The organism is Flaviflexus salsibiostraticola (assembly GCF_003952265.1).
Classification (GTDB): Bacteria; Actinomycetota; Actinomycetes; order Actinomycetales; family Actinomycetaceae; genus Flaviflexus; species Flaviflexus salsibiostraticola.
Map to the genome: position 1 here is coordinate 839,829 of NZ_CP034438.1, position 25,669 is coordinate 865,497.

The 25,669-nt window shown below is 65.4% G+C and carries 23 protein-coding genes; 6 read left to right on the top strand and 17 right to left on the bottom strand.

Annotated features, from left to right (window positions below; all coding sequences use genetic code 11):
* Position 1 precedes the first annotated feature (1 nt).
* The 8 genes from EJO69_RS04000 to EJO69_RS04035 all read right to left on the bottom strand — a co-directional run bounded on the left by EJO69_RS04000 (position 2) and on the right by EJO69_RS04035 (position 9,466).
* Positions 2-910 (bottom strand): carbohydrate ABC transporter permease, encoded by a 909-nt coding sequence (locus EJO69_RS04000; RefSeq protein WP_126039508.1) that lies wholly within the window; start codon positions 908-910, stop codon positions 2-4.
* Entirely contained in the window at positions 907-1,752 is an 846-nt protein-coding gene (locus EJO69_RS04005) for a carbohydrate ABC transporter permease (RefSeq protein WP_126039511.1), read from the bottom strand. The genes EJO69_RS04000 and EJO69_RS04005 overlap by 4 nt, the downstream gene beginning before the upstream one ends.
* An 87-nt stretch (positions 1,753-1,839) precedes the next feature.
* Complete coding sequence (locus EJO69_RS04010; protein ID WP_126039514.1) at positions 1,840-3,183, bottom strand: ABC transporter substrate-binding protein; 1,344 nt, start codon at positions 3,181-3,183, stop codon at positions 1,840-1,842.
* A gap of 317 nt (positions 3,184-3,500) precedes the next feature.
* Complete coding sequence (proB, locus tag EJO69_RS04015) at positions 3,501-4,601, bottom strand: glutamate 5-kinase (protein ID WP_126039517.1); 1,101 nt, start codon at positions 4,599-4,601, stop codon at positions 3,501-3,503.
* Complete coding sequence (gene obgE, locus EJO69_RS04020; protein WP_126039519.1) at positions 4,598-6,112, bottom strand: GTPase ObgE; 1,515 nt, start codon at positions 6,110-6,112, stop codon at positions 4,598-4,600. Before obgE ends, proB begins: the two co-directional genes overlap by 4 nt.
* 67 nt (positions 6,113-6,179) lie before the next feature.
* Positions 6,180-6,437, bottom strand: a complete 258-nt coding sequence (gene rpmA, locus EJO69_RS04025) for a 50S ribosomal protein L27 (protein WP_126039522.1) — start codon at positions 6,435-6,437, stop codon at positions 6,180-6,182.
* A 20-nt stretch (positions 6,438-6,457) separates the two neighbouring features.
* Positions 6,458-6,775, bottom strand: a complete 318-nt coding sequence (gene rplU / locus EJO69_RS04030; RefSeq protein ID WP_126039525.1) for a 50S ribosomal protein L21 — start codon at positions 6,773-6,775, stop codon at positions 6,458-6,460.
* 132 nt (positions 6,776-6,907) lie between these two features.
* Positions 6,908-9,466, bottom strand: coding sequence for an Rne/Rng family ribonuclease (locus tag EJO69_RS04035; RefSeq protein WP_164519864.1), 2,559 nt, complete (start codon positions 9,464-9,466; stop codon positions 6,908-6,910).
* A gap of 445 nt (positions 9,467-9,911) precedes the next feature.
* Here EJO69_RS04035 and EJO69_RS04040 point away from each other — a divergent pair, with 445 nt between their 5' ends.
* Genes EJO69_RS04040 through EJO69_RS04060 form a run of 5 tightly spaced genes read left to right on the top strand, consistent with a single transcriptional unit; the run spans position 9,912 to position 17,633 of the window.
* Positions 9,912-11,414, top strand: a complete 1,503-nt coding sequence (locus EJO69_RS04040; RefSeq protein WP_126039527.1) for a cytochrome ubiquinol oxidase subunit I — start codon at positions 9,912-9,914, stop codon at positions 11,412-11,414.
* An 11-nt stretch (positions 11,415-11,425) separates the two neighbouring features.
* The gene (cydB, locus tag EJO69_RS04045) at positions 11,426-12,559 is read left to right on the top strand and encodes a cytochrome d ubiquinol oxidase subunit II (RefSeq protein WP_126039531.1); all 1,134 of its coding nucleotides are present in this window, start codon (positions 11,426-11,428) and stop codon (positions 12,557-12,559) included.
* 57 nt (positions 12,560-12,616) lie between these two features.
* A complete protein-coding gene (gene cydD, locus EJO69_RS04050; RefSeq protein ID WP_164519865.1) occupies positions 12,617-14,245 on the top strand; it encodes a thiol reductant ABC exporter subunit CydD in 1,629 nt (542 codons plus the stop codon).
* Positions 14,242-15,960, top strand: coding sequence for a thiol reductant ABC exporter subunit CydC (gene cydC / locus EJO69_RS04055; protein ID WP_126039537.1), 1,719 nt, complete (start codon positions 14,242-14,244; stop codon positions 15,958-15,960). Before cydD ends, cydC begins: the two co-directional genes overlap by 4 nt.
* The gene (locus EJO69_RS04060; protein ID WP_126039540.1) at positions 15,957-17,633 is read left to right on the top strand and encodes a GAF domain-containing sensor histidine kinase; all 1,677 of its coding nucleotides are present in this window, start codon (positions 15,957-15,959) and stop codon (positions 17,631-17,633) included. Before cydC ends, EJO69_RS04060 begins: the two co-directional genes overlap by 4 nt.
* Positions 17,634-17,697: 64 nt before the next feature.
* On the opposite strand, the gene EJO69_RS04065 is transcribed toward EJO69_RS04060, so the two are convergent.
* Both EJO69_RS04065 and EJO69_RS12750 read right to left on the bottom strand, forming a co-directional pair.
* Entirely contained in the window at positions 17,698-18,318 is a 621-nt protein-coding gene (locus EJO69_RS04065; RefSeq protein ID WP_126042324.1) for a response regulator, read from the bottom strand.
* A 141-nt stretch (positions 18,319-18,459) separates the two neighbouring features.
* Positions 18,460-18,606: a zinc finger domain-containing protein gene (locus tag EJO69_RS12750; RefSeq protein WP_126039543.1), complete on the bottom strand. Its 147-nt coding sequence runs from the start codon at positions 18,604-18,606 to the stop codon at positions 18,460-18,462.
* 125 nt (positions 18,607-18,731) lie between these two features.
* Between EJO69_RS12750 and EJO69_RS04075 the strand changes: the two genes are divergently transcribed.
* Positions 18,732-19,235, top strand: coding sequence for a hypothetical protein (locus EJO69_RS04075; RefSeq protein ID WP_126039545.1), 504 nt, complete (start codon positions 18,732-18,734; stop codon positions 19,233-19,235).
* Positions 19,236-19,335: 100 nt separating this feature from the next.
* Here EJO69_RS04075 and mutM read toward each other — a convergent pair whose 3' ends face one another.
* From mutM to EJO69_RS04110, 7 genes are all read right to left on the bottom strand, one after another.
* Positions 19,336-20,235, bottom strand: a complete 900-nt coding sequence (gene mutM, locus EJO69_RS04080; protein ID WP_126039548.1) for a bifunctional DNA-formamidopyrimidine glycosylase/DNA-(apurinic or apyrimidinic site) lyase — start codon at positions 20,233-20,235, stop codon at positions 19,336-19,338.
* The gene (gene rnc, locus EJO69_RS04085; protein ID WP_126039551.1) at positions 20,228-20,959 is read right to left on the bottom strand and encodes a ribonuclease III; all 732 of its coding nucleotides are present in this window, start codon (positions 20,957-20,959) and stop codon (positions 20,228-20,230) included. The genes mutM and rnc overlap by 8 nt, the downstream gene beginning before the upstream one ends.
* On the bottom strand, positions 20,956-21,513 hold the full coding sequence (locus tag EJO69_RS04090; protein ID WP_126039554.1) for a YceD family protein: 558 nt from the start codon (positions 21,511-21,513) through the stop codon (positions 20,956-20,958). Before EJO69_RS04090 ends, rnc begins: the two co-directional genes overlap by 4 nt.
* 98 nt (positions 21,514-21,611) lie before the next feature.
* Complete coding sequence (locus EJO69_RS04095) at positions 21,612-22,289, bottom strand: ATP synthase subunit B family protein (RefSeq protein ID WP_126039557.1); 678 nt, start codon at positions 22,287-22,289, stop codon at positions 21,612-21,614.
* Positions 22,282-22,761: a pantetheine-phosphate adenylyltransferase gene (gene coaD / locus EJO69_RS04100; protein WP_126039560.1), complete on the bottom strand. Its 480-nt coding sequence runs from the start codon at positions 22,759-22,761 to the stop codon at positions 22,282-22,284. The genes EJO69_RS04095 and coaD overlap by 8 nt, the downstream gene beginning before the upstream one ends.
* Positions 22,758-23,321, bottom strand: coding sequence for an RsmD family RNA methyltransferase (locus tag EJO69_RS04105; protein WP_126039563.1), 564 nt, complete (start codon positions 23,319-23,321; stop codon positions 22,758-22,760). Before EJO69_RS04105 ends, coaD begins: the two co-directional genes overlap by 4 nt.
* Positions 23,321-25,519 carry an ATP-dependent DNA helicase RecG gene (locus EJO69_RS04110; protein ID WP_126039565.1) on the bottom strand — a complete coding sequence of 733 codons (2,199 nt, stop codon included), beginning with the start codon at positions 25,517-25,519 and terminating at the stop codon, positions 23,321-23,323. Before EJO69_RS04110 ends, EJO69_RS04105 begins: the two co-directional genes overlap by 1 nt.
* Positions 25,520-25,669 lie beyond the last annotated feature (150 nt).

The following is a 25,669-nucleotide window of genomic DNA, read 5'->3' on the forward strand; positions in this document are numbered from 1 at the left end:
ATCAGCCCTTGACCGAACCGGCGACGACACCTTCGATGATGTGCTTCTGCGAGAACAGGTAGAAGATGACGATCGGGATGATGGCGAGAACGAGCATGGCCATCATCGCCCCCATGTCCCTATTGCCATTGGAGCCGACAAGCATCTGAACCACGACAGGGATCGTCTTGTACCGCGTCGAGAGTCCGATGACGAGATAGGGCAGGAGGTAATCGTTCCAGATCCACATCGCGTTGAGGATCGCGACGGTGACGGTCGTCGGCTTGAGGATCGGCAGGACGACGCGGAAGTAGTTCTGAAGCGGTCCGCACCCGTCGATGTAGGCGGCCTCTTCGATCTCGAGCGGTATGGATTTGACGAAGCCCGCGAAGATGAAGACCGACAGTCCGGCGCCGAACCCAAGGTAGAGGACGACCATGCCGGCCGGGTTGTTGAAGTGGAGCATGTCCGCAATCTTCACAGTCGGGAACATGACCATCTGGAACGGGATGACCATGGAGAAGACGAACATGTAGTACAGGAGCGAGGTCCACCAAGTTTTGACACGGGTGATGAAGTAGGCGGTCATCGCCGTCAGGAAGACGATCGTGGCGACCGAGGAGACGGTGATGACGAAGGACCAGAGGATCGCCTCGAAAAAGCCGGTCCGTGCCAGCCCCGTCGTGTAATTCTGCAGCCCAGCCCACATCTCCCCGAGCGGAAGGGCGAACGGGTCGGAGCTGATCGAGAACCGCTGCTTGAAGGAGTTGAGGACGATGAAGACGATCGGCCCGAGGAAGACGATGAGGAGCAGCGTGAGGACCACGTAGTAGAACGAGTGCCGCGCCTTCGACCCGCTCTCCTGGACGTTCTCGTCCGGTGTGAGTGTCGGATCTCCGATCGATCCGACCGGCTGTGCGATGGTGCTCATGCTTCGACCTCTCTGCTCCGGGTGGCCCGTAGCTGCAGGAACGCGATGACGACGACGACGATGACGAAGACAACTGCCTTGGCCTGGCCGACGCCCTCCTGGCCCATGCGGGCGAACATCGTGTTGACGATGTTGAGGGCGACCATCTCCGTCTTGGCCTGCGGCGCGCCGTTGGTCAGCGCCAAGTTCTGGTCGAACAACTTGAACGAGTTCGACAGCGTGAGGAAAACGCAGATCGTGATGGTCGGCATGATGACGGGAATGGTCACGTGCCTGAGCGTCTGCCAGCGGGTTGCGCCATCGATCTCGGCCGCCTCCGTCAGCTCAGGTGGGACAGCCTGGAGTCCGGCGATATAAATGATCATCATGTAGCCGACCTGCTGCCAATTGATGAGGAGGATGAGTCCGACGAAGCCGTACTCCCATCGAGAGATGATCGTCGTTCCGTAGTTGGCGAGGACGGCGTTGATCATCGACTGCCATGTATAGCCGAGGACGATTCCGCCGATGAGATTCGGCATGAAGAAGACGGATCGGAAGAAGTTCGTGCCTCGAAGCTTCTGCGTGAGAAGCCTGGCGATCGCGAAGGCGAATACGTTGACGGAGATGATCGCGACGATGACGATGAGGAGGGTGAACTGGAAGGAGTTCGTGAATCCCTGGCTCTCGTCGAAGACCCGGCCATAGTTCTCGAGGCCGACCCATTCGGCATCGGTGATCGTTGTGAAGCTCGCGAACGAGAGATAGATGCCGATGAGGAAGGGCAGGAGGAAGGCGATCGTGAACGCGATTCCTGTCGGCGCTACGAATATGGGGACGTATTTCTTAAGTGTTCTCTGCATCGCTTTCGTCTCCGCTGGTGCTGTCGCGACTGTTCAGACGGTGGTGTGCCGGGGCGGGCGGCGCCCGCCCCGGCACTCGAGGGGTCATCAGCCCAGGTTGGCCTTTTCGCGGGCCCAGGAGTTGACGAAGGTGTCGACGACCTCGTCCCACTCGACATTGCCGGAGGCGTACTGAGCCAGAGCCTGGCCGAAGTCCTCCTTGAATGCCTGCGAGGGGAACGTGGTGAACACCCACGGGATGGGTTCACGGTCGGGATCCGTCATGTAGGCGTTGATCTCGACTGCGAGCGGGTCGCTCGGAGTGCTGTCGCCGAAGGACTTGAACGGCGCGATGAAGCCGAGGTCCTCCGTCACGTACTGCATGCCCTCCTCCGAGCTGAAGAGCCAGTTGACGAAGTCGATCGTGGCCTGCTGGTCAGCCTCAGAAGCGCGGGCGTTGACCGCCATGAAGGCCTCGGTGCCGATGTTGATGCCCTTCGACTCCTCCCCCTCGACTCCGGTGTAGATCGGCATGAACTTGATGTCCTCTTCGGCCACCACGTTGCCTTCGATGTCCTTGATCTGGCTCCAGGCCCAGTTGCCGTTCTGGACCATGGCGACCTTGCCCGTCGCGAACTCCTGCATGGAGTCCGTGACGGTCTTGGACGGGGTGAGCGCGGGCTCGACGGTCGAATTCTCGAGGTAGAGGTCGAAGATGTTCTTGTAGTTCTCAGCGTGGGTGAAGCCGATCTCCTCCATGTCCGTCACACCCGCCTCCTCGTACTCCCAGTAGACGGGAATGTTGGCGAGGTGAGTCTGCCAGCGCCACTCCTCGCCCGTTGCGAGCGAGGTTGCCGCGAAGACACCCTCGATCCCGAGCTCGTCTGCGCGGGCCTGCATGTCCTCGACGACCGCCTTGAAGGAATCGAAGTCGCTGATGTCGTCCATCGACGACGCCTTCGCCCCGTCCATCGCGAAGTAGTCCTCGAAGATGGCCTGGTTGTAGATGAGGCCATAGCCCTCAACTGCGAGCGGCACACCGTAGATCTTGCCGTCCTCGCCCTTGAGTGCGAGGCCCGGATCGTTGAGGTCCTGCGCGAACTCAGTGTCGTCGAGCTCGAGCGCGTAGGACTGCCAGTTCTTGAGGCCCATGGGGCCGTTGATCTGGAAGAGCGTCGGAGCCTCAGACTTCGTCACCTCAGACTTGAGGGTCTGCTCGTAGGTTCCGGAGGCTGCGGTCACAACCTTGACCGGCACGCCGGTCTCCTCCGTGTAGGCGGAGGCGATCTCGTTGTAGGTCTCCTCAGATTCGGGCTTCCAGTTGAGGAAGTAGACCGAGCCGTCTGCGGCGTCGCCGGACCCGCCCTCGTCATCGTTCCCGCACGCGGCAAGGCCGCCGAGAGCGAAGGCACCGGCGGTGACCAGTGCAAGCGCCCGCTTTGCGTTTCTCATGTGTGTCCTCCCTTGGACATCAAAAGGAACCAACGGCACCATTGCCGTCAGCATGTCTGCCGGACGCCCTCCAACGCTTCTGTCAAGGATGTCCAGAACATGATTGCCATCATAATGGCACACGAAAGGCCACCGCTCCAAGCCGTTGGGCCCACGCCGCTTCGGACCTTTCTGCAGGGCCGACCTGGGAGAATACCCCGCGAGAATTCCCTGCCATCGTGCGACTTCAGCCGTGCGGGGCGATGGCTTCAGCGCCCGGGCGAGCCGACTGTGGTGAATCTCATTCGTCTGGGGCGGCAGTGCCCCGGAGGCCCCGCCTAATGGCGCAGGAGAACCATGTCATCGACATGGACGGCAGGGCGACCCGCGCCGGACTGTCCGGCCGATTCCCGCAGCCGCTCCGAATCCCAGCCGGCCAGGCCTCGAGCCACGAGATCGCCGCCCGGGCCGATGATGTCGATAGGATCCCCCGGGTCGAACGTGCCGACGACGTCGGTGATGCCGACGGCGAGCAGCGACTTCCCGCCGGACTCGAGCGCGGCAACCGCACCCGCGTCGAGACGCACCTGACCGTGGGACTTCGCCGCGTGGGCGATCCACAGTGCTCGCGCATTCGATTTCTGTCCCGTTGCCGCGAACCACGTGCCGACCGACTCGCCATCGAGTGCGGGACGCAGATTCTCGGCCGAGGTGACGAGTGTCGGAATGCCGAAGGCGGTCGCCATGCGTGCGGCCGTCACCTTCGTCGCCATGCCCCCGGTCCCGAACATGCTTCCCCGCCCGGTGATCGAGTAGTTCTCCAGCTCCGACATGTTGCCGACGAACCGGATGGGCCGTGAGCCGGGCTCCGTTGGGGGCCCCGAGTAGAGCCCGTCGACATCCGTGAGAAGGATGAGGACGTCGGCGTTGATGAGGTGGGCGATGATCGCGGCGAGCCTGTCGTTGTCGCCGAGCCTGAGCTCGGTCGTCGCCACGGCATCGTTCTCGTTGACGATCGGGACGATCCCCATCGTAAACAGCTTCTCGAGTGCGAGACGGGCGTTGCGGTAATGGGTTCGCCTGATCACATCATCGGCCGTGAGAAGAACCTGGCCGATCCCGATCCCGCGCTGCGCGAAGCGCTCACCGTAGGCGCTCATGAGGTGGGGCTGGCCGACCATGGCAGCCGCCTGAAGGCCGGACATATCCGTCGGCCTTGTCGCGATGCCGAGGTGTCCGACACCGGCTGCGACGGCGCCGGACGAGATGAGGGCGAACTGCTGGCCCCGGTCATAGGCGTCGGATAGTGTCTCCGACAGCGATTCGAGGGCCGGCCAGTTGAGCGTTCCATCCACCTTCGTCAGCGACGACGAGCCGATCTTGACGACGAACCGGGGTGCGCTCGGGACGAGCGCCCGGTTGGCGAGCGCCCGGTTCATGCGTCGGGGTCCGTCCAGACCCCGGAATCCCGCTCCATCCAGAGCTCCTGCCGGGCGGCTTCCTTCGCGTCCATGCGCTCGTGGAACGATTCGCGCTTATCGCGCCGCGTGGGACGGTCAGCCTGCTCGAAACGGAGATCCGTGCCTCGAGGGCCGAGAAGCTCAGCACCTGTCGACATTGTCGGTTCCCAGTCGAAGACGACGCCACCCTCGACGGGGCCGATGACGACCGCGTCACCCGCAAGCGCCCCCGCCTTCGCAAGGGCCTCCTCGATGCCGAGCTTCGCGAGCCTATCCGAGAGGTATCCGACCGCCTCATCGTTGGCGAAGTCGGTCTGGCGGACCCAGCGCTCGGGCTTGTCGCCGACCACCTGGAACAGGGGGCCGTCCGATCCGCCGAGCCTATGAATGGAGAACTCCTGGACAGAGCCCCGCGGCCTCGGTCGCAGCATGATCGGGGCGGGCTCCTCCTCCGGCATCTCCGCCCGAGCCTTCTCGACGAGAGCGGCCAGGGCGAAGGAGAGCTCCCTCAACCCGTCTCGGGACACCGCGGAGACGATGTGGACCGGATACTTCTGTCGAAGGTCTTCCGCCACGAACTCGGCGAGCTCACGAGCCTCGGGAACGTCGGCCTTGTTGAGGACGATGAGGCGGGGCCGCTCCATGAGCGGCTGGTGACCGAAGGTTGGCGGGATCTGGCGCGAGTAGATCTCGAGCTCGTTCTCAATGATGTCAAGGTCAGACTCGGGATCGCGTCCGGGTTCGAGTGTCGCACAGTCGAGGACGTGGACGATGACCGCGCAGCGCTCGATATGGCGGAGGAACTCGAGGCCGAGGCCACGTCCTTCGGAGGCTCCCGGGATGAGGCCGGGCACGTCCGCGATCGTGTAGCGGACACCCTCAGCATCGACGACGCCGAGGTTCGGCACGAGCGTGGTGAACGGGTAGTCCGCGATCTTGGGCCGCGCGGCGGACATGGCGGCGATAAGGGAGGACTTGCCTGCCGACGGGAAGCCGACGAGAGCGACATCGGCGACAGACTTGAGCTCGAGGACCACGGAAACCTGCTCGCCCGCGTCACCCAGCAGAGCGAATCCCGGGGCCTTCCGCTTCGGCGAGGCGAGGGCCGCGTTGCCGAGACCTCCCTGGCCGCCCTTGGCCAGAACGAATCTGGCGCCGGGACCGACCAGGTCGGCAAGGACATCGCCGTCGAGGGTCTTGACGACCGTGCCGGACGGAACGCCGAGGACGAGGTCGTCACCGCTCTTGCCGACCCGCAGATCGCCCTCACCGGGCTTGCCGGAGTCGGCACTCTTGTGTGGCGAGCGATGGTAGCTGAGAAGAGTCGTCACCTGAGGGTCGACTGCAAGAATGACGTCGCCGCCCCTGCCACCGTTGGCCCCGTCGGGGCCGCCGAGCGGCTTGAACTTCTCGCGGCGCACCGATGCGCACCCGTTGCCGCCGTTGCCCGCCTGAGCGTGCAGAACGACCCTATCGACGAATGTCGACATCGTGACCTCCTGATATGGCAGGAGGGGCGGGCGGCACCAGGCCGTCCACCCCTCACTGAAGTTTTGTTCAGGCAGAAACCGGAACGATGTCGACAACCTTGCGGTCGCGACGAGTTGCGAACTCCACGGTGCCCGCGGAGAGCGCGAAAAGCGTGTCGTCCTTGCCGCGGCCGACGTTGTTGCCGGGGTGGAACTTGGTGCCGCGCTGACGGACGAGGATCTCGCCCGCGCTGACGAGCTGGCCGCCGAAGCGCTTCACGCCGAGGCGCTGTGCATTCGAGTCGCGGCCGTTACGGGTTGAGGAAGCACCCTTCTTGGTTGCCATGGTTCAGCTCCTATGATTCTCTAGGCGATCGACGTGATCTTGACACGGGTGAGCTGCTGGCGGTGGCCCATGCGCTTACGGTATCCGGTCTTGTTCTTGTACTTGATGATGTCGATCTTCGGGCCCCGCTCGGCGCGGATGATCTCGCCGGTCACGGTCGCGGAGATCCCGTCCGCAAACGTAGTGACCTTATCGCCATCGACAAGCAGAATCGGCTCGAGCTCGACCTTGTCACCGGCCTCGCCCTCGATCCTGTTCATGACGACAATGGAGCCGACGGACACCTTTTCCTGGCGGCCGCCAGCTTTGACAATCGCGTAAGCCACGTTGTTGCTCATCTCTGGTTGACGTATGCGGACAAAAAGTCTCGTGCCCAGGTCGGGCACCGACGTCCTATCGTACGCGATCGGGGCCGGGCGAACCAAGCCCCAGACCGCGCATGACAGGCATAGACGCTGTGGTTTTCAGCACTACTTGACCGGGAAGGTCATGATGCCGGGGGCCGTGCTGGCCTTCGGGATGATCGTGCCGGACGAAACCGCCCTGCGGGTCTTCCGGGCATCATCCTCCGGCTTGACCTCGACCGGCTTCGGCTGCTGGACGGGCGCACGCTTCGGCTCGGCCTTCTTCACCGGCGTCTCCGACTTCGGTGCGACGATGATGGCGCTGCCCGAGGTCTTTGTGACGATGGTGCCTGAGGACGCGACGCGCCGCGACTTCCGCTCCTGCACCGGAGCAGGGGCAGGTTCCACCCTCTCCACCTTCGCGGCGGAAGGCTCTGCGGACGTGCCCGGCGTGATCCTGCCGCTCACCCTGCCGGACTGAACAGCCTTCTTCGTCGGCGCCTCGACCTCAGCCGCCGCCTCAGCCTTCTTGGTCGGAGCCGCGCCCTCAGTCGCAGAGCCGGCCTTCTTGGTCGGAGCCGCGTCCTCGGTCGCAGAGCCGGCCTTCTTCTGTGCGGACTGGCGGCCGTCGCCTCGACGGTTCTGCCTCGACCCCCGCTTGGGAGCGGGCTTCTCCTCGATCTCCTCATCGCGATGATGCTGCGCAGCGGCGGCGATCGACGCGAGGGCCGACTTGACCTCCTCGCGCTTCGAGTCGTCCTCGTCGGGTTCGGGAGCGGGCGCTGCCGCCTGGCGTGCGGGCTTCGTCTGCTTGGGAGCGGAATCGCCCTTCTCGACCGGATGGGAGTGGATGAGGTATCCGCGGCCGCTGCAGTGCTCACAGGTCGAGGAGAACGCCTCTGTGAGGCCCTGACCGACTCGCTTGCGGGTCATCTGCACGAGGCCGAGCGAGGTGACCTCGGCGACCTGATGACGGGTGCGATCCCGTCCCAGGCACTCGATCAGCCTGCGCAGCACGAGGTCGCGATTCGACTCGAGGACCATGTCGATGAAGTCGATGACGATGATGCCGCCGATGTCGCGAAGGCGCAGCTGTCGGACGATCTCCTCGGCGGCCTCGAGGTTGTTCTTCGTCACCGTCTCCTCGAGCGTGCCGCCCGAACCTGTGAACCGGCCCGTGTTGACGTCGACGACGGTCATGGCCTCGGTGCGGTCAATGACAAGTGAGCCGCCGGAGGGCAGGTAGACCTTGCGGTCCATCGCCTTCGCCAGCTGCTCGTCGACACGTGCCTCCGAGAAGATGTCCTTGTTCTGGACCCACTTGTGGACCCGGTCGTCGAGCTCGGGGGAGAGCTCGTGGACGTACTCGGAGATCGTCTTGTACGTGTTCGTCCCCTGGATGTGGAGGGATTCGAAGTCCTCGTTGAACACGTCGCGGACGACGCGGACTGCGAGCTCGGGCTCGCCCTTGAGGAGAACGGGAGCGCTCTTGGCAGACGTGACCTTGGCCTGGATCTCGTCCCACTTCTTGGTGAGGCGCTCGACGTCCTTGCGCAGCTGATCCTCTGTCGCGCCCTCGGCGGCCGTGCGGACGATGACGCCGTGCTCGGCGGGGACGATCTCCTTGAGGAGCTTCTTCAGCCGCTGGCGCTCACGATCCGGAAGCTTGCGGGAGATGCCGGTCATGGCGCCCGATGGCACGAGGACAAGGTGGCGTCCGGCGAGGGTGATCTGCGCGGTGAGGCGCGCACCCTTGTGGCCGATCGGATCCTTCGTGACCTGGACGAGGACCGTCTCTCCCGACTTCAGGGCAGATTCGATCCGGCGCGGCTTACCCTCGAGACCGGCGGCCTCCCAGTTGACCTCACCCGCGTAGAGAACAGCATTGCGGCCCTTGCCGATATCGACGAAGGCGGCCTCCATCGACGGCAGAACGTTCTGCACCCGTCCGAGGTAGACGTTGCCGACCATCGACACCTGGGTGTGGCGGGCGACGTAGTGCTCAACAAGAATGTCATCCTCGAGGACGGCGATCTGATTGAGCCCATCCTGCTCACGCACCAGCATCGTGCGGGCGACGGCCTCGCGGCGTGCGAGGAACTCGGACTCGGTGATCGACTGCCTGCGACGGCCGGCTTCGCGGCCATCCCTGCGTCGCTGACGCTTCGCCTCGAGGCGGGTGGAGCCCTTGAGCGCCGTCACCTCCTCGGAGGAGGTTGAGCGGCGGCGGCGGCGACGACGGGTGACCGTCCCAGATGAGGACTCATCATCCTCAGAGTCCTCGGCCTGCGAAACGGTCTGCTCATCGTCTCCCGAACGCTCGGCCCTGCGCGGCTGCGACTGTCTCGACCGGGTCCGGGTCGGGGTCTCGTCGTCGCCGCCCTGCTCCGTCTTCGGGCTCTCATCGGGCTGATCAGTCTGATCGGCAGCCTTGCCGCGCCCACGAGAGCCTCGCCTGCGCGGCTTGCGCTCCTCATCGTCCTCGCGTCGATCGTCGGTGCGGCGATCGTCATCGCGCCGATCATCATCGCGGTTATCGACGTCGCGGCGGCTGTCGCGATCCTCCTGCTTCTTGACCGGGCGCCGAACGACCCTCGTCGGGTCGGGCTCCTGGAAGAGAAGGTAGGTGGCGGGCATCGCCACCCTGGTCGGTTCTGACGCGTTATCGGCCTGTTCTTCGGCCATTGGGACTCCTGTCCGGAAAGACGGCACGGAAGCCTTCCCACGTAATCGCCGATGTAACGGCGGAAGCCTGTGACATCACCCGCTCGGCAGCACACCCGGACGGCGGCGCTCAGCACGTGGTGACGGCGGCCCCGCGCTCCGTGCTCGCGCGGCCTCTCACGATTCTCTCACACTTTGGCAGAACGAGTGCTCCCCGAGTTCCAGCACACGCTCGGACGATGGCAGTTCGCCCGCCCCGCGACCATGCGCCCGCCCCATTCGGCGGCGCGGCGGGAGTGGCACCAGAAGCCGTCGGTGGCCGGATTCCGGGAATGAGCCGTCGGCGAATAATGAGGTTAATTTTTTGGACACTGTGACTGAAAGAGGGACCTTGGTCCCAGGTCTCCCAGTCGGCTCCCAGCGAAAATTAGGACCAAATCTCTACCACTTTAGAAGGGGACCGTAGATGGAGGCTCTCGACCTCGCGCGATGGCAGTTCGGCATCACGACCGTCTATCATTTCATTCTCGTCCCGCTGACGATCGGGCTGGCTCCCCTCGTGGCGATCATGCAGACGAAGTGGCTGCGGTCGGGCGAGGAGAAGTGGATGAGACTGGCCGAGTTCTTCGGCAAGATCCTCATCATCAACTTCGCCCTCGGCGTCGCCACGGGCATCGTTCAGGAATTCCAGTTCGGCATGAACTGGTCCGAGTACTCCCGCTTCGTCGGGGACATCTTCGGCGCTCCCCTGGCCTTTGAGGCGCTGCTCGCGTTCTTCCTCGAGTCGACCTTCCTCGGCCTCTGGGTCTTCGGCCGCGGCCGAATGAGCGCGAAGCTCAATACCCTGTGCATCTGGCTCGTCGCCATTGGCGTCAACCTGTCCGCCTACTTCATCCTCGCCGCGAACTCGTTCATGCAGCACCCGGTCGGCGCGATCTACAACGAGGAGACGGGCCGCGCCGAGCTGGACGGCGTCGGCGGGTTCCTCGAGGTCCTCACGAACGTCAAGGCGCTGGCGGCGATCTCCCACGTCATCACAGCCTCCTTCATGGTCGCCGGCACGGTCGTGGCCGGCATCGCCGTGTGGTGGATGGTCCGCTCGACGCGGCGCAGCATCGAGGGTCAGCCGGAGATGTGGCGCTCGGCCGCCCGCTTCGGCGCCGTCACCATCCTCATCTCGGCCGGGCTCGTCGGTCTGAGCGGCCACTGGCAGGGTCAGCTCGTCTACGCCCAGCAGCCGATGAAGATGGCATCCGCGGAGGCCCAATGCCACACGGAGGAGGGCGCACCACTGTCGCTCATCGCCATCGGCGACTTCACCAACGACTGCGAGAATGTCCTCCGCATCCTCGACATCCCCTTCGTCACGTCCTTCATGGCAACGAACCACTTCACCGGCCCTGAGTCCGAGGTCGCCGGAGTGGCAGAGGTGCAGGAGTTCTACCAGGAGCAGTTCGCGGAGCTGCACGGCGAGGACTACGACTACCGCCCCAATCTCTTCGTCACCTACTACTCGTTCCGCGGCATGATCGGCTTCATGGCCTTCCCCGTCATTCTCGCGCTCGCCACGCTGTGGAAGACGCGGGAGAACAGGATGTGGGTGTCCGACCGCTGGGCGACGTTCGCGATCCTCACCATCCCGACGCCGTTCATCGCCTCCAACTTCGGGTGGATCTTCACGGAGATGGGCCGCCAGCCATGGGTTGTCGCGCCCAACCTCGAGAACCTCGACCAGCCGACTGCGACCGGCGTCGACAGGGTCATGCTGTTGACCGACTGGGGTGTGTCCCAGGTGACGAGCCCGGGCATGGTCCTCGGCACGCTCATCGGATTCACGGTCCTCTATCTCATGCTCGGCATCGTCTGGTTCCTCCTCGTCCGCCGTTACACGTATGAGGGAATCAATCTCACCGGCGGCGAGGCTCCACAGCCCGACGATGAGAACCAGCCCCTGAGCTTCGTCTACTAAGGAGAGATGACATGGAATTCCTCCCCTACGTCTGGTTCGTCCTCATCGGTGTCCTCTGGACCGGATACCTCACGCTCGAAGGTTTCGATTTCGGCGTCGGCATGCTGTTCACCCGACTGTCCCGCAACCCGAAGGAGCGGCGCGTCTCGCTCAACACCATCGGCCCGCACTGGGATGGCAACGAGGTCTGGCTTCTGACCGCCGGAGGTGCCACCTTCGCAGCGTTCCCCGAGTGGTACGCGACGATGTTCTCAGGCATGTACCTCGCGCTCTTCCTCATCCTCGTCCTCCTCATCGTGCGGATCACCGCCCTCGAGTGGCGCGGCAAGATCAACGACGAGCGCTGGCGCCGGCGCTGGGACGGCATCCACACGACCTCGGCCTGGGGCGTGTCCATCCTGTGGGGCGTCGCCTTCGCCAACCTCGTCCAGGGCATGGAGATCGAGGTTCTGCGGATCACCGACGCCGCGACCCAGACCTTCGAGACGGTGTCGGCGAACGAGATCGAGTCGGCGACGGTCGCTGAGGCGGCCTCGTTCACCCACCACCTGACCGGCGGATTCTTCTCGCTCCTCACTCCTTTCACGATCGTCGGCGGCCTCGTCACGCTCTCACTCTTCCTCTCGCACGGCGCGATCTTCCTCGCGCTCAAGACAGCGGGCGAGCTGCAGGTGCGCGCCGAGAAGTACGCCGCACGCCTGTCCCTCGTCTCCCTCGTCATCACCGGTGCGTGGGCGCTGTGGGCACAGCTCGTCTACGCGACGAGCATGTGGTCCTGGATTCCCCTGATCATCGCCGCGCTCTGCCTCGTCGGTGCGGCCGTCTTCGCACAGCGGGGCGACGAGCTGCGCGCGTTCATCGCGAACTTCGTCGGCATCGCCGCCGCGGTCGCGTTCATCTTCACCGCAATGTTCCCGTACGTCATGCGGTCGTCGATCAACGAGGCCTACTCACTGTCGATCGAGCAGGCAACGGCGACCGGCCCGACGCAGATCATCATGCTCGTGGCGGCGCTCATCTTCGTCCCCATCGTCATCGGCTACTCGGCCTGGTCCTACAAGGTGTTCGCCAAGCGGATCTCCGTCGACGACATCCCCGACACGGCGGCCGGCCTCAGCAGGGTAATGGACGACAATAGGCGCTGACCATCCAGGAGGGCGCGGTCATATCGGCCGCGCCCTCGTCGAATCTAAGTGAGTTCCGTGAAGCCTCTGGACCCCAGACTCCTCTCGCACGCCGCCCCCGCCCGACGGTATGTCCTCCTCGTGACCGTGACAGGGATCCTCTCAGCGGCTCTCATCATCGCCCAGTGCTTCCTCATCTCCTACGCGATCTCCCCCATCATCGACGGAAGCGCCGACGCGGCGGATTCGCTCCCCTTCGTCGGATCGCTCGCCCTCGTATTCCTCGGACGAATGGCGGTCACGTGGGTCCAGGAGTCATTCGGCCATCGTGCCGCCCTGGCGACGATCTCCGAGCTGCGCGGCAGCGTCCTACGCCGTGCGGGCGAACTCGGCCCCCGCTGGCTGGCGACACGTGCCTCCTCCATCGTGACGTTCACGACCCGGGGACTGGAGGATCTGGAGCCGTACTTCGTCAAGTACCTCCCCCAACTGCTCCTGACGGCGACCGTCACCCCGGCCTCGCTCGTCGTCGTCCTCCTGCTCGACTGGCCCTCGGCCCTCATCATCGTCTTCTGTATCCCCGTCATCCCCGTCTTCATGATCCTCATCGGGAAAATGACGGAGTCGACGTCGAAGAGGAAGCTGGCCGCGATGGAGAGCCTGGGCGACCAGGTCCTCGACCTCATCGCCGGGCTTCCGACCCTCAAGGCCCTCGGCCGCGAGCGGGGCCCGGTCACGCGTGTCGATTCCCTCGGGACGAGCTACACGTCGACGACGATGGCGGCGCTGCGGGTGGCCTTCCTCTCGGGCTCCGTGCTCGAATTCCTGGCGACTCTGTCAACGGCCCTCGTCGCGGTCGAGGTCGGCTTTCGCATGGTCTACGGTCACCTCGATCTGACGACAGGGCTCATCATCATCATGCTCACGCCCGAGCTGTTCAAGCCGCTGCGCGAGGTGGGATCCCAGTTCCATGCGTCGACAGACGGCCTCGCTGCAGCCCAGGAGGCGATCGATATCATCGAGACACCGATACCCGAGAAGGGCACCCTGCCAAGCCCTGATCTCAGCCGCACCGATATCAGCATTGATCACCTCTCCGTGGCGGCCGAGGGGCGCGGCATCGTCGCCCCCGCCGGTCTCAGCGGCGTCATCCGACACGGTCAGATCACCGCTCTCGCGGGGCCATCGGGTTCCGGGAAGTCGACGACCGTGGCGGTCCTGCTCGGCCTGCTCGAGCCGACGGACGGGTCCGTGACCGCGGACGGCATTCCGGTCGGCGACATCGATCCGGAATCGTGGCGCTCCCAGATCACGTGGGTTCCCCAGCGTCCCGTGCTCGTGCCCGGCACCGTGGCTGACAACGTCGGAGGCATCGACGACGTCGCGGCGCGCCTGTCCGGCTTCGACGAGGTGATCGATGAGCTTCCGCACGGCTGGCAGACGAAGATCGGCCAGGGTGGCGTGGGGCTGTCGCTCGGTCAGCGCCAGCGGCTCGCTCTCACCCGCGCGCTGCGGGAGCGCCGCCCGCTCCTCGTGCTCGACGAGCCGACAGCGCACCTGGACGCAGCGTCAGAGAGCACTGTCGTCGCCGCTGTCCGCGCCGCGAAGGCGAACGGACAGACCGTCCTCATCATCGCCCACCGGCAGACTCTCCTCGAGATCGCCGATGAGGTCATCACCGTGAGTGCAGTGGAGGTGGACGGATGATCCTCGCCAAGAAGGAGCGGGTGGCACTGCGCCGCTGCCTGGCCGCGCTCGAGCTCAGCAGAGGCCGGTTCGCCCTGTCCGTCCTCTTCGGGTCGATGGGGCTCGGCAGTGCGATCGCCCTGTCGGCGGTATCGGCGTGGCTCATCGCCCGCGCGTCGCAGATGCCGCCGGTCCTCGAGCTGTCGATCGCGGCCACGTCGGTGCGCATGTTCGGCATCGGCAAGGCTGTCTTCCGGTACCTCGAGCGACTCGCCTCCCACCGGGTGGCGCTTGCCGGCATGGGCAGATTGCGGACCAATATCTATGCCGCACTTGCCGAGTCCTCGGCCTCGCGCGTGGCCGGCATCCGGCGCGGAGACCTGCTCGCGCGGACCGGTGCGGACGTCGACACGATCGGCGACACGGTCGTCAAAGCGATCCTCCCCGCCTGCGTCGCCTTCGTCAGTGCCTTCGTCTCGGTCGGGATCGTCTGGTTCCTCTCCCCCGCCATCGCTATCGCCCTCGTCATCTGCCTCCTCATCTCCGGCGTGCTCGGACCGTTCGTCTCGGGATTGGGCGCCCGGCGCGCAGAACAGCGCCGGATCGACGACGAGGCGGAGCTCTCCGCACTCTCGCTCGCCCTTCTCGAGGGTGCGGGCGAGCTTCGCATCTCAGGACGCCTGGGGGAGATGGAGGTGGCCGTGCGACGCACCGAATCACGCATCCACGCCCACCGTGACCGCGCCGCGAAGCCCCTTGCGTGGGCGGCCGCGATCGACACGATGGCTCTCGCCCTCGCGGTGCTCGCAGCGATCATCATCGGCATCGGCCAGCTCGACGCCGGACTGCTCAACGGGATCGAGCTCGCCGTCTGCGTCCTCGTTCCACTCGCCGCATTCGAGGGCACGGCGGCACTCGGTCCGGCAGCCCTTCAACTCGTCCAGTCCGGGCAGGCTGCCGTGCGAATCGTCGATCTCATCGGAGAGAAGGGGACGGAGGAGAAGCGACACGAGACCGGCCTCGAGCCTGTCATCGAGGCACGCGACCTCGTCGTCGGGTGGCCGGGTGGACCGGATGTGGCAGGGCCGTTCACCCTCACAGTGCAACCGGCCTCGAAGATTGCGATCGTCGGAGCGTCTGGCATCGGCAAGTCGACCCTGCTCACCACGCTCGCCGGTCTCATCGAGCCGCACGGCGGCAGTGCCACACTCGGCGGAGCGGACCTCTCGACCCTCGACCGGGAGTCGATCTCACGGGCCCTCATCCTCATCGCCGAGGACTCCCACATCTTCCAGACCACCGTCATGGAGAATCTGCGAGTCGTGCGCAGGGATCTGACGGAGGATGAGGCGCGCGACGCGCTCGACCGAGCGGGGCTGGGCGACTGGCTCGCCCGCCTCCCCGACGGTCTGGGGACGATGCTGGGCCAGAATGCCACGACCATCTCCGGGGGCGAGCGTCGCCGACTTCTCCTCGCGCGCGCCCACGCCTCCCACGCCCCGATCATCGCCCTCGATGAGCCCGGCGAACACCTGGATCCCGAGACCGCCGACCGCCTCCTCGGCGAGCTCTACGCCTCCGATCTCGGCATCATCGTCGTCACCCACCGACTCACCGGACTCGAGCAGACCGACGTCATCGTCCACCTCGGCGATGATGGAGTGGAGATCGGCGCCTATGATGAACTCATGGAACATAGTCCCAGCTTCAGATGGGCGGTGCAGGAGGCGCGATGACAGATCCGATCGGGTACCACATCCCGACCGCACCCGACAGCGTCTCCGGCCTGTTCGACTCTGCGCTCGCCCTCACCTCCCGTCTTGACCTCACCGAGGCTCTTCAAGAATTCGTTGAAACGGCGCGCCGGCTGACGAGCGCGAAGTATGCCGCACTCGGCATCCTCGGCTCGCGCGGCGAGACCGTGGCCTTCCACTTCTCGGGGATGGAGGTCAGCGAGGCCGAGCGGCTCCCCCACCCGCCGCATGGGAGCGGGGTGTTCGCCGAGATCCCTGTCAATGCCCCCCTCATCATCAACGACCTCGCATCCCACCCTGCGTTCCAGGGCTGGCCCGAGCAGCACCCGCGCATGAAGAACTTCCTTGGTGTGCCGGTGCGCATCCAGGAACAGGTCTACGGCAGGCTCTACCTCGCCGACAAGAAGGGCGGTTTCGATGATGACGACGCCGCAAACATGGTGATGCTCGCGAACGCCGCCGCCATCGCCGTCCAGAACTCCCGCCTCTACGCCGAGTCCGAGGACCGTGCGGCGTGGATCGCCGTCTCTCAGGCGATCACGACTGCTCTTCTTGAGGGAACCGACGAGGAGGAGGCGCTCGAGCTCATCGCGAAGAAGATGAGGGTCGTCTCCAAGTCATGCACCGCCCTCATCGTCCTGCCGTCAGTCGGCGACGCCTGGGTCTGCGAGATCGCGGACGGCTATGAGGCCGAGAACATGATCGGGCTCGAATTCCCGCCCGAGGGCCGCGCCCAGACCGTCATCCGCGAAGGAAGCGGGGTCGTCGTCGATTCGATGACGAGGACGCGGACTATGAGGATTCCGGCTCTGCGCGGGTACGGCCCCGCGCTGTATGCGCCGATGATGGTTCAGGGTGTCGGCGCCGGTGTCATCATCCTCCTGCGCTCGCGCAGCCAGCCCGAGTTCGACTTGGCTGACCTTGCGATGGCGGAGTCCGTCTCCAAGCAGGCCGCCCTCGCCCTCGAGCTCGCCTCGGCACGGCATGCGCAGGACGTCGCGGCCCAGATCGATGAGCGGGCCAAGATCGGCCGTGACCTGCATGATCTCGCCATCCAGCAGCTGTTCGCAACCGGTATGCAGATCACCGCGATCCGGGAGGACCTCGAGTCAAAGAACGGCCCGCCGGATGTCATCGGTCTGCTCAACCAGGCAATCGAATCCGTCGACGAGTCCGTCAAAGAGATCCGCCACATCGTCCACCGGCTCCGGGAGCCGGATGCGAACGTTGTCGTCGTCGAGCGGCTGCGTCGCGAGGCCTCACTTGCGCGCACGTCACTCGGCTTCGCGCCATCCTTCGTCATCACCCTCCACGGGCAGGCCATTCCCTCCGACGCCGATAATGAGACTGTCGCCGAGATCGACAACCTCATCGGCGCTGACATCGCCGATGACATCGTCGCCGTCGTCCGCGAGGGTCTGTCGAACGCGGCGCGCCACGCGAAGGCATCCTCCGTCGGTGTGACGGTCAGCGTCGATGAGAAAGAGGTCCGCATCATCGTCTCCGATGACGGAGTCGGTCTCTCCCCCTCGCGCGCTCGACGCTCGGGGCTCGCGAACCTGGCGGCACGCGCCCGCCGCCACGGCGGCGGATTCGAGCTCGCCCGTGGCGAGCAGCACGGGTCGGTTGTTCAATGGTGGGCTCCGCTCGGCTGAGCTCGACTGAGCTCGGATAGACCAATCCCCGGGGCAGTGCCCCGGGGATGAGCGGTCAAGTCAATCAGTTCTGGGCGCGCCATCCGGCTGCGCGCTGACCTGCCACCCAGGCGGCGACCTGGGTGCGGCGCTGAAGACCCATCTTCGACAGGAGCGACGTGATGTGGTTCTTCACGGTCTTCTCGGCGACGCCGAGGCGCTCACCGATCTCACGGTTCGACAGCCCGTCACCGATGAGGTCGAGCACCTTGCGCTCGGAGGGGGTGAGATCCGCAGTCGGGTCATCGTGGTCCGCGCGGCGACGCGTGAGAGTCCGCTCGTCGAGAAGGACACGACCGGCGGCGACCGCCTTGATCACCTCAGTGATCTCGGCGCCCCGAACGGACTTGAGCAGGTACGCCTTCGCGCCGGCCTGAAGGGCCTCATCAAGCGCATCATCATCGTCGAACGACGTGAGGACGATCGGGCGCACCGAGGGTGCTTCGACGGCAAGCCGGTTGATGATGTCGATCCCGGTGCCGTCGGGCAGGCGAAGATCGACGAGGGCGACATCGGGGCGCACAATCCTGGCGCGGTTGACAGCCTCCTCGACGGAGCCTGCTTCGGCGACGACGGACAGACCGTCGGCGCGCTCGACCACCTCTGAGATCCCGCGACGAACCACTTCGTGGTCGTCGATGATCATCACGTTGATATCTTCCTTGACTTCGCTCATGAGTCGATTCTATCCCAGAGCCATATCCCCGACGATACGGTTTCATTGGTGGAATTGTCCCAGTTTCTGCGGCTCGTCACTGGCCGGTCAGGATCGCGTGTGGCTCGTGGCTCATCGACCGATGAACGGCTGGCAGATTGGGCAGAACGTCGACGACCGATTCATGAACTGGATACGCGTCATTGTCGCCCCGCACCTGCCGCATCCCGGACCTTCGCCTGCACCGCCGGTAGCGGTTTCCTGCGGCAGAAACGACATCTGCGCCCTGGCAATGATTTAGACTGTTTACTGTCTCTTAGTGGCAGTCGGAGCTTTTTGACTCCTCCACAAGAGTTGAGTTGCAGAATCAATGTCGAACCTGCACTCCTATGAAAGGTGCGTCAATGAAGATTCGCAAGATCGTCGGCCTGATGGCCGCATCGTTCATCGCGTTCACTATGTCTGCCTGCTCTGATGATTCTACTCCCGAGGACACCACATCCGTTGAGTCGTCCGCATCAGAGACTGAGGCTCCCGAGGAGACCGAGACATCCGAGCAGCCTGAAGCCTCTGGGCAGACGGCGGACGAGGCATGTCTCGCGATGATTGGACCTATGTCCGAGGCGAATAATGCCATGCTCGAGTCCGCACAGAGTTCGGCCTCAGATCCGCAGACGGCCGTGAACATGTGGAGCGACCTCGCCAACGGCTTCGAAGAGATCGCCACTGACACGGTGAACCCTGAGGTCAAGGCCGCAGCGACAACTGCTCAGGCCGATATTGCCTCCGTTCGCGACGCAATCCAGAAGGTCTTCGTGGATGAGGACATGGGTGCCATGGGCGAGTACACCACCGCCCTTGAAGAGATGAGCGAGTCATATACCGCGCTGATGGAGCTCTGCCAGTAGCCGTGTGACGTCTAGAGCCTCCGGCTCCCGTCTCGGCGGCCGGAGGCTCTCGCGTCCCGTCTTCGCATCGGCACGCCTCCCACGGGCAGTCGGCTGCTCGTCACAATCGCGACGAGGATCCACCACTGAATGGCTGGCAGATCGGGCAGAACGTCGACGACCGATTCATGAACTGGATACGCGTCATTGTCGCCCCGCACCTGCCACACGGCTTGCCGCCCTGCCCATAGGCCTGGAGGGATCGGGAGAAGTAGCCGGATGCGCCGTTGACGTTGACGTAGAGCGCATCGAACGTCGTGCCGCCCTGTTCGAGCGCCTCCCGGAGAACGTCCTTCGAGTGATGCCAGAGCGCCTCGATACGCTGGTAGGACAGCCCGTTGGTCTTTCGTCTGGGGTTGATCTTCGCCCGGTAGAGCGCCTCATCACAGTAGATGTTGCCCATGCCGGAGGCGAGCGTTTGATCAAGCATGGCCCGTTTGATCTCGGTGCGCCTCCTCCTCGTCCGCCGCGCGATGTCACCGACCTCGACCCATGGATCAAGGACATCTCGCGCAATGTGGGCGACCGGCACCGGGATGAAGGGGGACTCAGTACCCTGACCCGCTGGACGGCCGTCGGAGACCTCGGTGAGGGAGGAGCGCTGCAGGTAGCCGAAGGTGCGCTGGTCGAGGAAGCGCAGGACGCTGCCGTCCTTGAACATGATGCGGGCGCGCAGGTGCGGGTGGTCGGGGGCCGGGGCACCCGGCTCACTCACCAGAAGCTGTCCCGACATGCCGAGGTGAAAGTTGAGGGCGATCCCCTCCATCTCGAACCAGAGGAACTTTCCGCGGCGGACCACCGCCTCGACGGTGCGGCCGCCGAAGACGGCAAGTCCGGCGACGTCGCCTTCGGAGCGCTGGACGGCACGCGGGTGATAGACCGCGATGTCATCGATCCTCTCACCCTTCAGCAGCCTCTCGAGACCCTCGCGAACGGTCTCGACCTCGGGCAGTTCAGGCATCCACCGCTCTCTTCAGCTCCTCATAGGCGGCCTCCGCCGCCGCCATCTCAGCCTTCGCACGCGACGTTCCCCTGCCGCTGCCCCAGTCCCGGCCGTTGACGACCGCGGTCGCGACGAAACGCCGGGCATGATCCGGTCCGGACGCCTCAATCGTGTACGTGACATCACCGAGCCCTCCGGCGTTCGCCACCATCTGGATCGACGTCTTCCAGTCAAGCGCGGGTCCCGCCTTCGTCGCCTCGACGATGAAGGGAGTTGTCAGGCGCTCGACGACGCCGCGCGTCCTGTCGAGCCCGACCGTGAGGTAGGTGGCGCCGATGAGGGCTTCGAGGGCATCGGAGAGGATCGAGGACTTGTCCCGACCGCCGGTCACGAGCTCGCCGTTGCCGAGCAGAATGAACTCATCCAGCCCGATCTCCTTGGCGATGGCGGCGAGGGGCGCCTCCGACACGGCGGCGGCGCGAATGGGGACGAGGTCGGCCTCTGACTTGTCGGGATAGTCGTGGAAGATGCGATCGGTGACGATGATCGACAGGACGGCATCCCCCAGGAGTTCAAGACGCTCGTTCGTTGGGACTCCGCCGTTCTCGAACGCCCAGGACCGATGGGTGAGGGCGAGATCGAGCAGCTGCGGCTCGACCTCGACGCCCCACGCGGCGAGCAGGACCTCCCGGTCGGTCCTCGCCGGCGGGTTGACCTTGCGGCGTCCCTTGGACCGGCTCACTTCCCCTGCTCTTCGGCCGCCAGCTTCGCACGCAGCTCGTCGAGCGCCGTCATCTCACTCGGATCCTTCTCGTGCGCGTGGTCATCCGGCAGGTCGGCGAGCCGCTCGCCACACACGCTGCACAGCCCCGCACAATCCTCACTGCAGAGGGGAATGAATGACATCTGCCCGACGATGGCGTCCCGCAGGAGACCCTCGATGTCGATCGAATCGTTCTCGATGAGGGGGACCTCCTCCGCCTCCTCGTCGCCGGACTCCTGCAGCGCCTTGGCGCGGTCCTGATAGAAGTACAGCTCCGTCACATCGAGGTTCACGTCCTCCTCGACCTCGATGAGGCACCGCGCGCATTCTGCCACCGTCGTGCACTCGACGGTGCCGGTGATGAGGACTCCTTCGGAGACCGACTGCAGGGCGCCGTCGACGGTGATGTCGCCGATCGTGCGCACGAGGGCGGTCGCGAACGTGTCGGGCGCGGGAATCGAGCGGTGCAGCTCGAGCAGCGATCCCTCCTGACGGCGAAGGTCGGTGAGGGAGATGCGGAACGCATCAGACATTGATGTCTCCTGTGTGAGTCGGTGAGCCCGCCGAACGCGGAGCTCCTTCAAGTGTGGTCCAGTCGCGAGCCGCACTCAAGCGAGTCCGCTCACGCGCGTCAGGCGTTGCCGCGAGACGCCCCCTCGAACGGGAGCTCGAATTCCTCGTCACCGTGGTCCTCGAAGCGGACCTCGGTATACGCGGGCTCGGTCTCCTCGCGCTCCTCGTCGCGGCGGCGCTCCTCACGGTGCTCGTCAGCCTGCTCGGAGGCGACACGGGTCTCCTCCCTGCGGGAGAGCTCCTGGCGGCCGGCATGGACCTTCGCGAGCAGGGACTCGAGTTCACCCTGGAGGTGGGCGAGAGAGTCATCCGAGTAGCGGTCGGCGCCAGCGTTCATCCTGCTCGCCTGCAGGCGGGCCTCCTGCCTGATCCGGTCGGCGTTCTCCTCGGCTGCCCGGGTGAGGGCATGCTCGGAGACGAGCTCCGCCGCCCTCCGCCGCGCCTGTGCGATCGTCTCCTCGGCATCATCGTGCGCACGCTCGAGGATGGTCTTCGCACGCCGCTGTGCTTCGGCCTTGACCTCGGATGCCTCGGCGATGATCGTGTCCGCCGCCTCGATCTGGTCCGGAACGATGTCACGGGCGGTCTCGAGCAGGTCGAGAACCTCGGACCTGTTGATCATCGCTGAGGCCGACATGGGAACACCCCTGGCAGAGGCGACCACCTCGATGAGCTCGTCGAGGATGGCGATGAGGGAATCCCCCGCTTCGGCCCTGTCTGCGTCGTAGTCAGTCATTCCTATCCTTTCGGGTGAGCGCCTGCGCGACGGGCACGGGGACGAGGTCGTCGATCCGCCCACCGTGCGAGGCCACGTCCTTGACGAGAGATGAGGCGATGTGGCCGAGGCCCGAATCGCCCATGATGAAGATGGTCTCGACACCGCTCAGGTGCCGGTTGAGCAGCGCCATGGAATGCTCGTTGTCGTAGTCCGCGGATCCCCGCAGCCCCTTGACGATGGCTGAGGCACCGATCGATTTCACGTAGTCGGCGAGCAGGCCCGTGATCGGCTCCGCGCTCGCGCCCGGGAGGTCCGCGACGGACGCCCGCGCGAGAGCGAGACGCTCGGCCGGGCTGAAGAGGTACCTCTTGTCCGCGTTCTGTGCGACTCCGACGATGACCTGGTCGAACATGGTCAGCGCGCGACGGACCACATCGACGTGTCCAAGCGTGATGGGGTCGAACGATCCGGGGCAGACGGCGATGCTCATGCCCTTAGACTACGTCGATACTCGGCGTGAAGGGCTGTCCAGACGACGGTGTCGCCCCAGATCCTCCGGTCGTCGAGCGCGATTCCTGCCGGCCAGGGCGGCTCCCCCGCATGCTTGTCCCGCTCGACGAGGAGCACCCCGTCGTCGACGAGGTGCGGCACTGCAGCGGCGAGCACCGGAGTCAGCTCGTCGTTCGTCATCGCATAGGGAGGGTCGAGGAAGATGACGTCGTAGTCGGCCGCGCTCGACTCGAGGAAGGACGTCGCCTTCGACTGGACGATATGGAGATCGAGACCCGTCTTCTTCGCGTTCGAGGTCATGACGGACACGGCTTCGCGGCCGACATCGACGGCCGTCACCGAGCGGACGCCGCGCGAGGCCGCCTCGAGACCGAACGCGCCCGACCCGGCAAAGAGGTCGAGGACGTCGGTCTCGTCGAGGTAGCCGCGATGACCGAGGGTCGAGAAAAGGGCCTCTCGCACAAGATCAGGAGTCGGGCGAGCGGATTTGGGCACGCGGATGGTCATGCCTTTGGCGGTTCCAGCGACGATGCGGAGCATCAGCTTCTCCCCAGGTAGTCGGTCTCGGTCATCCTGCGCGCCTCATCGACGGCAGCTCTCAGCCCCGGCCACTCCTGCAGCGTGGGATCCTCGGCGATGTAGGCGGCCGCATTGTCTCTCACCATCTCGATGATCCGCACGTCCTTCCGAATCTCCAGGTGACGCAGGTGGGAGCGGACACCGGACTGGCTCGCACCGAGCACATCACCCTCCCGCCGCAGCTCAAGGTCCTTCTCCGCGAGCGCGAAGCCATCCCTCGTAGCCGCAAAGGCGGCCAGTCGCTCGTCGGCGACCGTGCCCTCGGGAGCCCACGACAGCGCGAGGCAGATGCCGGGGCGGGTGCCGCGGCCGATGCGGCCGCGGAGCTGATGAAGCTGGGAGAGGCCGAAACGATCCGCATCGAGGATGACCATGATGGTCGCGTCCGGCACGTCGACGCCGACTTCGATCACGGTGGTCGCCACGAGAACGGGAGTCTCACCCGACTGGAGGGCCGCCATGGCGCTGTTCTTCTCCTCGGCGCTCATCGGCCCCGTCAGGATGCCGACGTCGATGCCGGCGAGCGCAGGGTGGTCGCGCAGCATCTGTGCTGTCTCAACGACGGTCGACAGCGGCGGCCTGGCCTCCTCGTCGGAGGCCTCGAGGCCCGCGGCCTCATCATCGGGGTTGATGCGGGGGCAGACGATGAAGGCGCGGCCGCCATCGGCCACCTCTTCCGCCACACGCTCCCACACCCGATCCACCCAGGCCCGCCTTCCCGCGGGGACGATTGTCGTCGATACCTCCTGACGGCCGGCAGGAACTTCCGTGAGCTCGGAGACCTCAAGATCCCCGAATACGGTCATGGCGAGGGTGCGCGGGATCGGGGTGGCGGTCATGACGAGGAGATTGACCCCGGCATTGGCCCGCAGTGCGTCCCGCTGGTCGACGCCGAACCTGTGCTGCTCGTCGACAACCGCGAGGGATAGGTAGGGGATCTGGACGTGGTCGGAGATAAGGGCGTGGGTGCCGACGATGATTCCCGTCTCTCCGCCGGCGAGGCGGCCGAGGACGCTCCGCTTGGCCTTGGCGCCGAGCGAGCCGGTCAACAGGTCAACGCGGGTGCCGATGTCGGACCCCCCGAGCATCCCACCGGCCGCGAGATCGCCGAGCATGGCGAGAATCGAGCGGTGATGCTGTTCGGCAAGGACCTCTGTCGGGGCGAGGAGGGCGGCCTGGCCTCCGCTGTCGACGACCTGGAGCATCGCCCGCAGAGCAACGATCGTTTTGCCGGAGCCGACGTCGCCCTGGAGCAGCCTGTTCATCGGCCTCGTCGATGCCAGGTCCGCCGAGATCTGCTCCCCCACCGCCACCTGGCCCTCGGTCAGGTCGAAGGGCAGACGCCGGTCGAACTCGGCGGCGATCCCCGCGGAGCGTCGGGGGCGGGGCTCGGAGTCGACCGCCGTCGCCTCGTGGCCGCGCTGGGCGAGTACTGTCTGGAGGATGAGAGCCTCCTCGAACTTCATCCGCTCACGGCCCCGCTGCCAGTCGGCGTCGGTCTGCGGCCGATGGAGGGCGACGAGCGCCTCGAATGCGCCGAGCAGTCCGTGCTGCGTGCGGAACGGTTCCGGCAGGGGCTCGGGGATGTCGCCCGGCCCCACCTGGTCGAGGATGGAGCCGACCGCCTTCTCGATCGTCCAGGTGGGGACGTTGACGGCGGCAGGATAGAGGGGAAGCGGCCGGGCGATATCCTTCTCGTCGACCTCACCCTCATCCTCGAGGAGCTGGTACTCGGGGTGGGTGAGCTGCAGCTCGCCCCGATAGGAGGAGACGGTGCCCGAGAACGTCGCGAGAGTTCCCGGCTGGAGTTTCGACTCATGGAACGCGAGCGGCCTCGGCGATTTCGCGAAGAATGTGAGCGACATGTCGTGCCGCCCGTCCGAGATCGTCACCTTGAGGAGGAAACCGCGCCTCGCATTCATCGGCCTCATGCTCGTCCCGAGAACGTGGGCGACGACCGTGACGCTCTCGCCCTCGACGGCCCTCGAGAGCGGAACCAGCTCACCGCGATGGACGTAGCGCCGGGGCGCGTGGCGGAGCAGATCCCCGGCGGTGTGCAGGTCGAGCTTCTCCAGCGCCTTGGCGGTGCGCGCGCCGACGAGCCGATCGAGCGGGCGCTCGAGCAGGGTGCGCCCATCCGTTGCTACAGCTTTCATCATCCCTCCCCGGACCAGACTAGCGGCCGACTCTGCCGATCTCCTCCACCCTGCATGTGTCCCGGGGACACGCACGGAGCGAAGAGTGTGGGATCCCACGTTTACCGCAGTGCCAGTATCTTGGCGCTTCGACCCGGGCTCGGTTAATATGAA

What these genes read in the sequence shown, in the direction of transcription:
- EJO69_RS04065 (WP_126042324.1), bottom strand. Translation starts at nt 18,318, where the DNA reads ATGATCATCGACGACCACGAAGTGGTTCGTCGCGGGATCTCAGAGGTG.
- obgE (WP_126039519.1), bottom strand. Translation starts at nt 6,112, where the DNA reads ATGTCGACATTCGTCGATAGGGTCGTTCTGCACGCTCAGGCGGGCAAC.
- proB (WP_126039517.1), bottom strand. Translation starts at nt 4,601, where the DNA reads ATGAACCGGGCGCTCGCCAACCGGGCGCTCGTCCCGAGCGCACCCCGG.
- EJO69_RS04005 (WP_126039511.1), bottom strand. Translation starts at nt 1,752, where the DNA reads ATGCAGAGAACACTTAAGAAATACGTCCCCATATTCGTAGCGCCGACA.
- cydB (WP_126039531.1), top strand. Translation starts at nt 11,426, where the DNA reads ATGGAATTCCTCCCCTACGTCTGGTTCGTCCTCATCGGTGTCCTCTGG.
- EJO69_RS04060 (WP_126039540.1), top strand. Translation starts at nt 15,957, where the DNA reads ATGACAGATCCGATCGGGTACCACATCCCGACCGCACCCGACAGCGTC.
- EJO69_RS04040 (WP_126039527.1), top strand. Translation starts at nt 9,912, where the DNA reads ATGGAGGCTCTCGACCTCGCGCGATGGCAGTTCGGCATCACGACCGTC.
- EJO69_RS04075 (WP_126039545.1), top strand. Translation starts at nt 18,732, where the DNA reads ATGAAGATTCGCAAGATCGTCGGCCTGATGGCCGCATCGTTCATCGCG.
- EJO69_RS04105 (WP_126039563.1), bottom strand. Translation starts at nt 23,321, where the DNA reads ATGCTCCGCATCGTCGCTGGAACCGCCAAAGGCATGACCATCCGCGTG.
- mutM (WP_126039548.1), bottom strand. Translation starts at nt 20,235, where the DNA reads ATGCCTGAACTGCCCGAGGTCGAGACCGTTCGCGAGGGTCTCGAGAGG.
- EJO69_RS04095 (WP_126039557.1), bottom strand. Translation starts at nt 22,289, where the DNA reads ATGACTGACTACGACGCAGACAGGGCCGAAGCGGGGGATTCCCTCATC.
- EJO69_RS04090 (WP_126039554.1), bottom strand. Translation starts at nt 21,513, where the DNA reads ATGTCTGATGCGTTCCGCATCTCCCTCACCGACCTTCGCCGTCAGGAG.
- EJO69_RS04010 (WP_126039514.1), bottom strand. Translation starts at nt 3,183, where the DNA reads ATGAGAAACGCAAAGCGGGCGCTTGCACTGGTCACCGCCGGTGCCTTC.
- EJO69_RS04000 (WP_126039508.1), bottom strand. Translation starts at nt 910, where the DNA reads ATGAGCACCATCGCACAGCCGGTCGGATCGATCGGAGATCCGACACTC.
- EJO69_RS04110 (WP_126039565.1), bottom strand. Translation starts at nt 25,519, where the DNA reads ATGATGAAAGCTGTAGCAACGGATGGGCGCACCCTGCTCGAGCGCCCG.
- EJO69_RS12750 (WP_126039543.1), bottom strand. Translation starts at nt 18,606, where the DNA reads ATGTCGTTTCTGCCGCAGGAAACCGCTACCGGCGGTGCAGGCGAAGGT.
- cydC (WP_126039537.1), top strand. Translation starts at nt 14,242, where the DNA reads ATGATCCTCGCCAAGAAGGAGCGGGTGGCACTGCGCCGCTGCCTGGCC.
- rplU (WP_126039525.1), bottom strand. Translation starts at nt 6,775, where the DNA reads ATGAGCAACAACGTGGCTTACGCGATTGTCAAAGCTGGCGGCCGCCAG.
- EJO69_RS04035 (WP_164519864.1), bottom strand. Translation starts at nt 9,466, where the DNA reads ATGGCCGAAGAACAGGCCGATAACGCGTCAGAACCGACCAGGGTGGCG.
- rpmA (WP_126039522.1), bottom strand. Translation starts at nt 6,437, where the DNA reads ATGGCAACCAAGAAGGGTGCTTCCTCAACCCGTAACGGCCGCGACTCG.
- coaD (WP_126039560.1), bottom strand. Translation starts at nt 22,761, where the DNA reads ATGAGCATCGCCGTCTGCCCCGGATCGTTCGACCCCATCACGCTTGGA.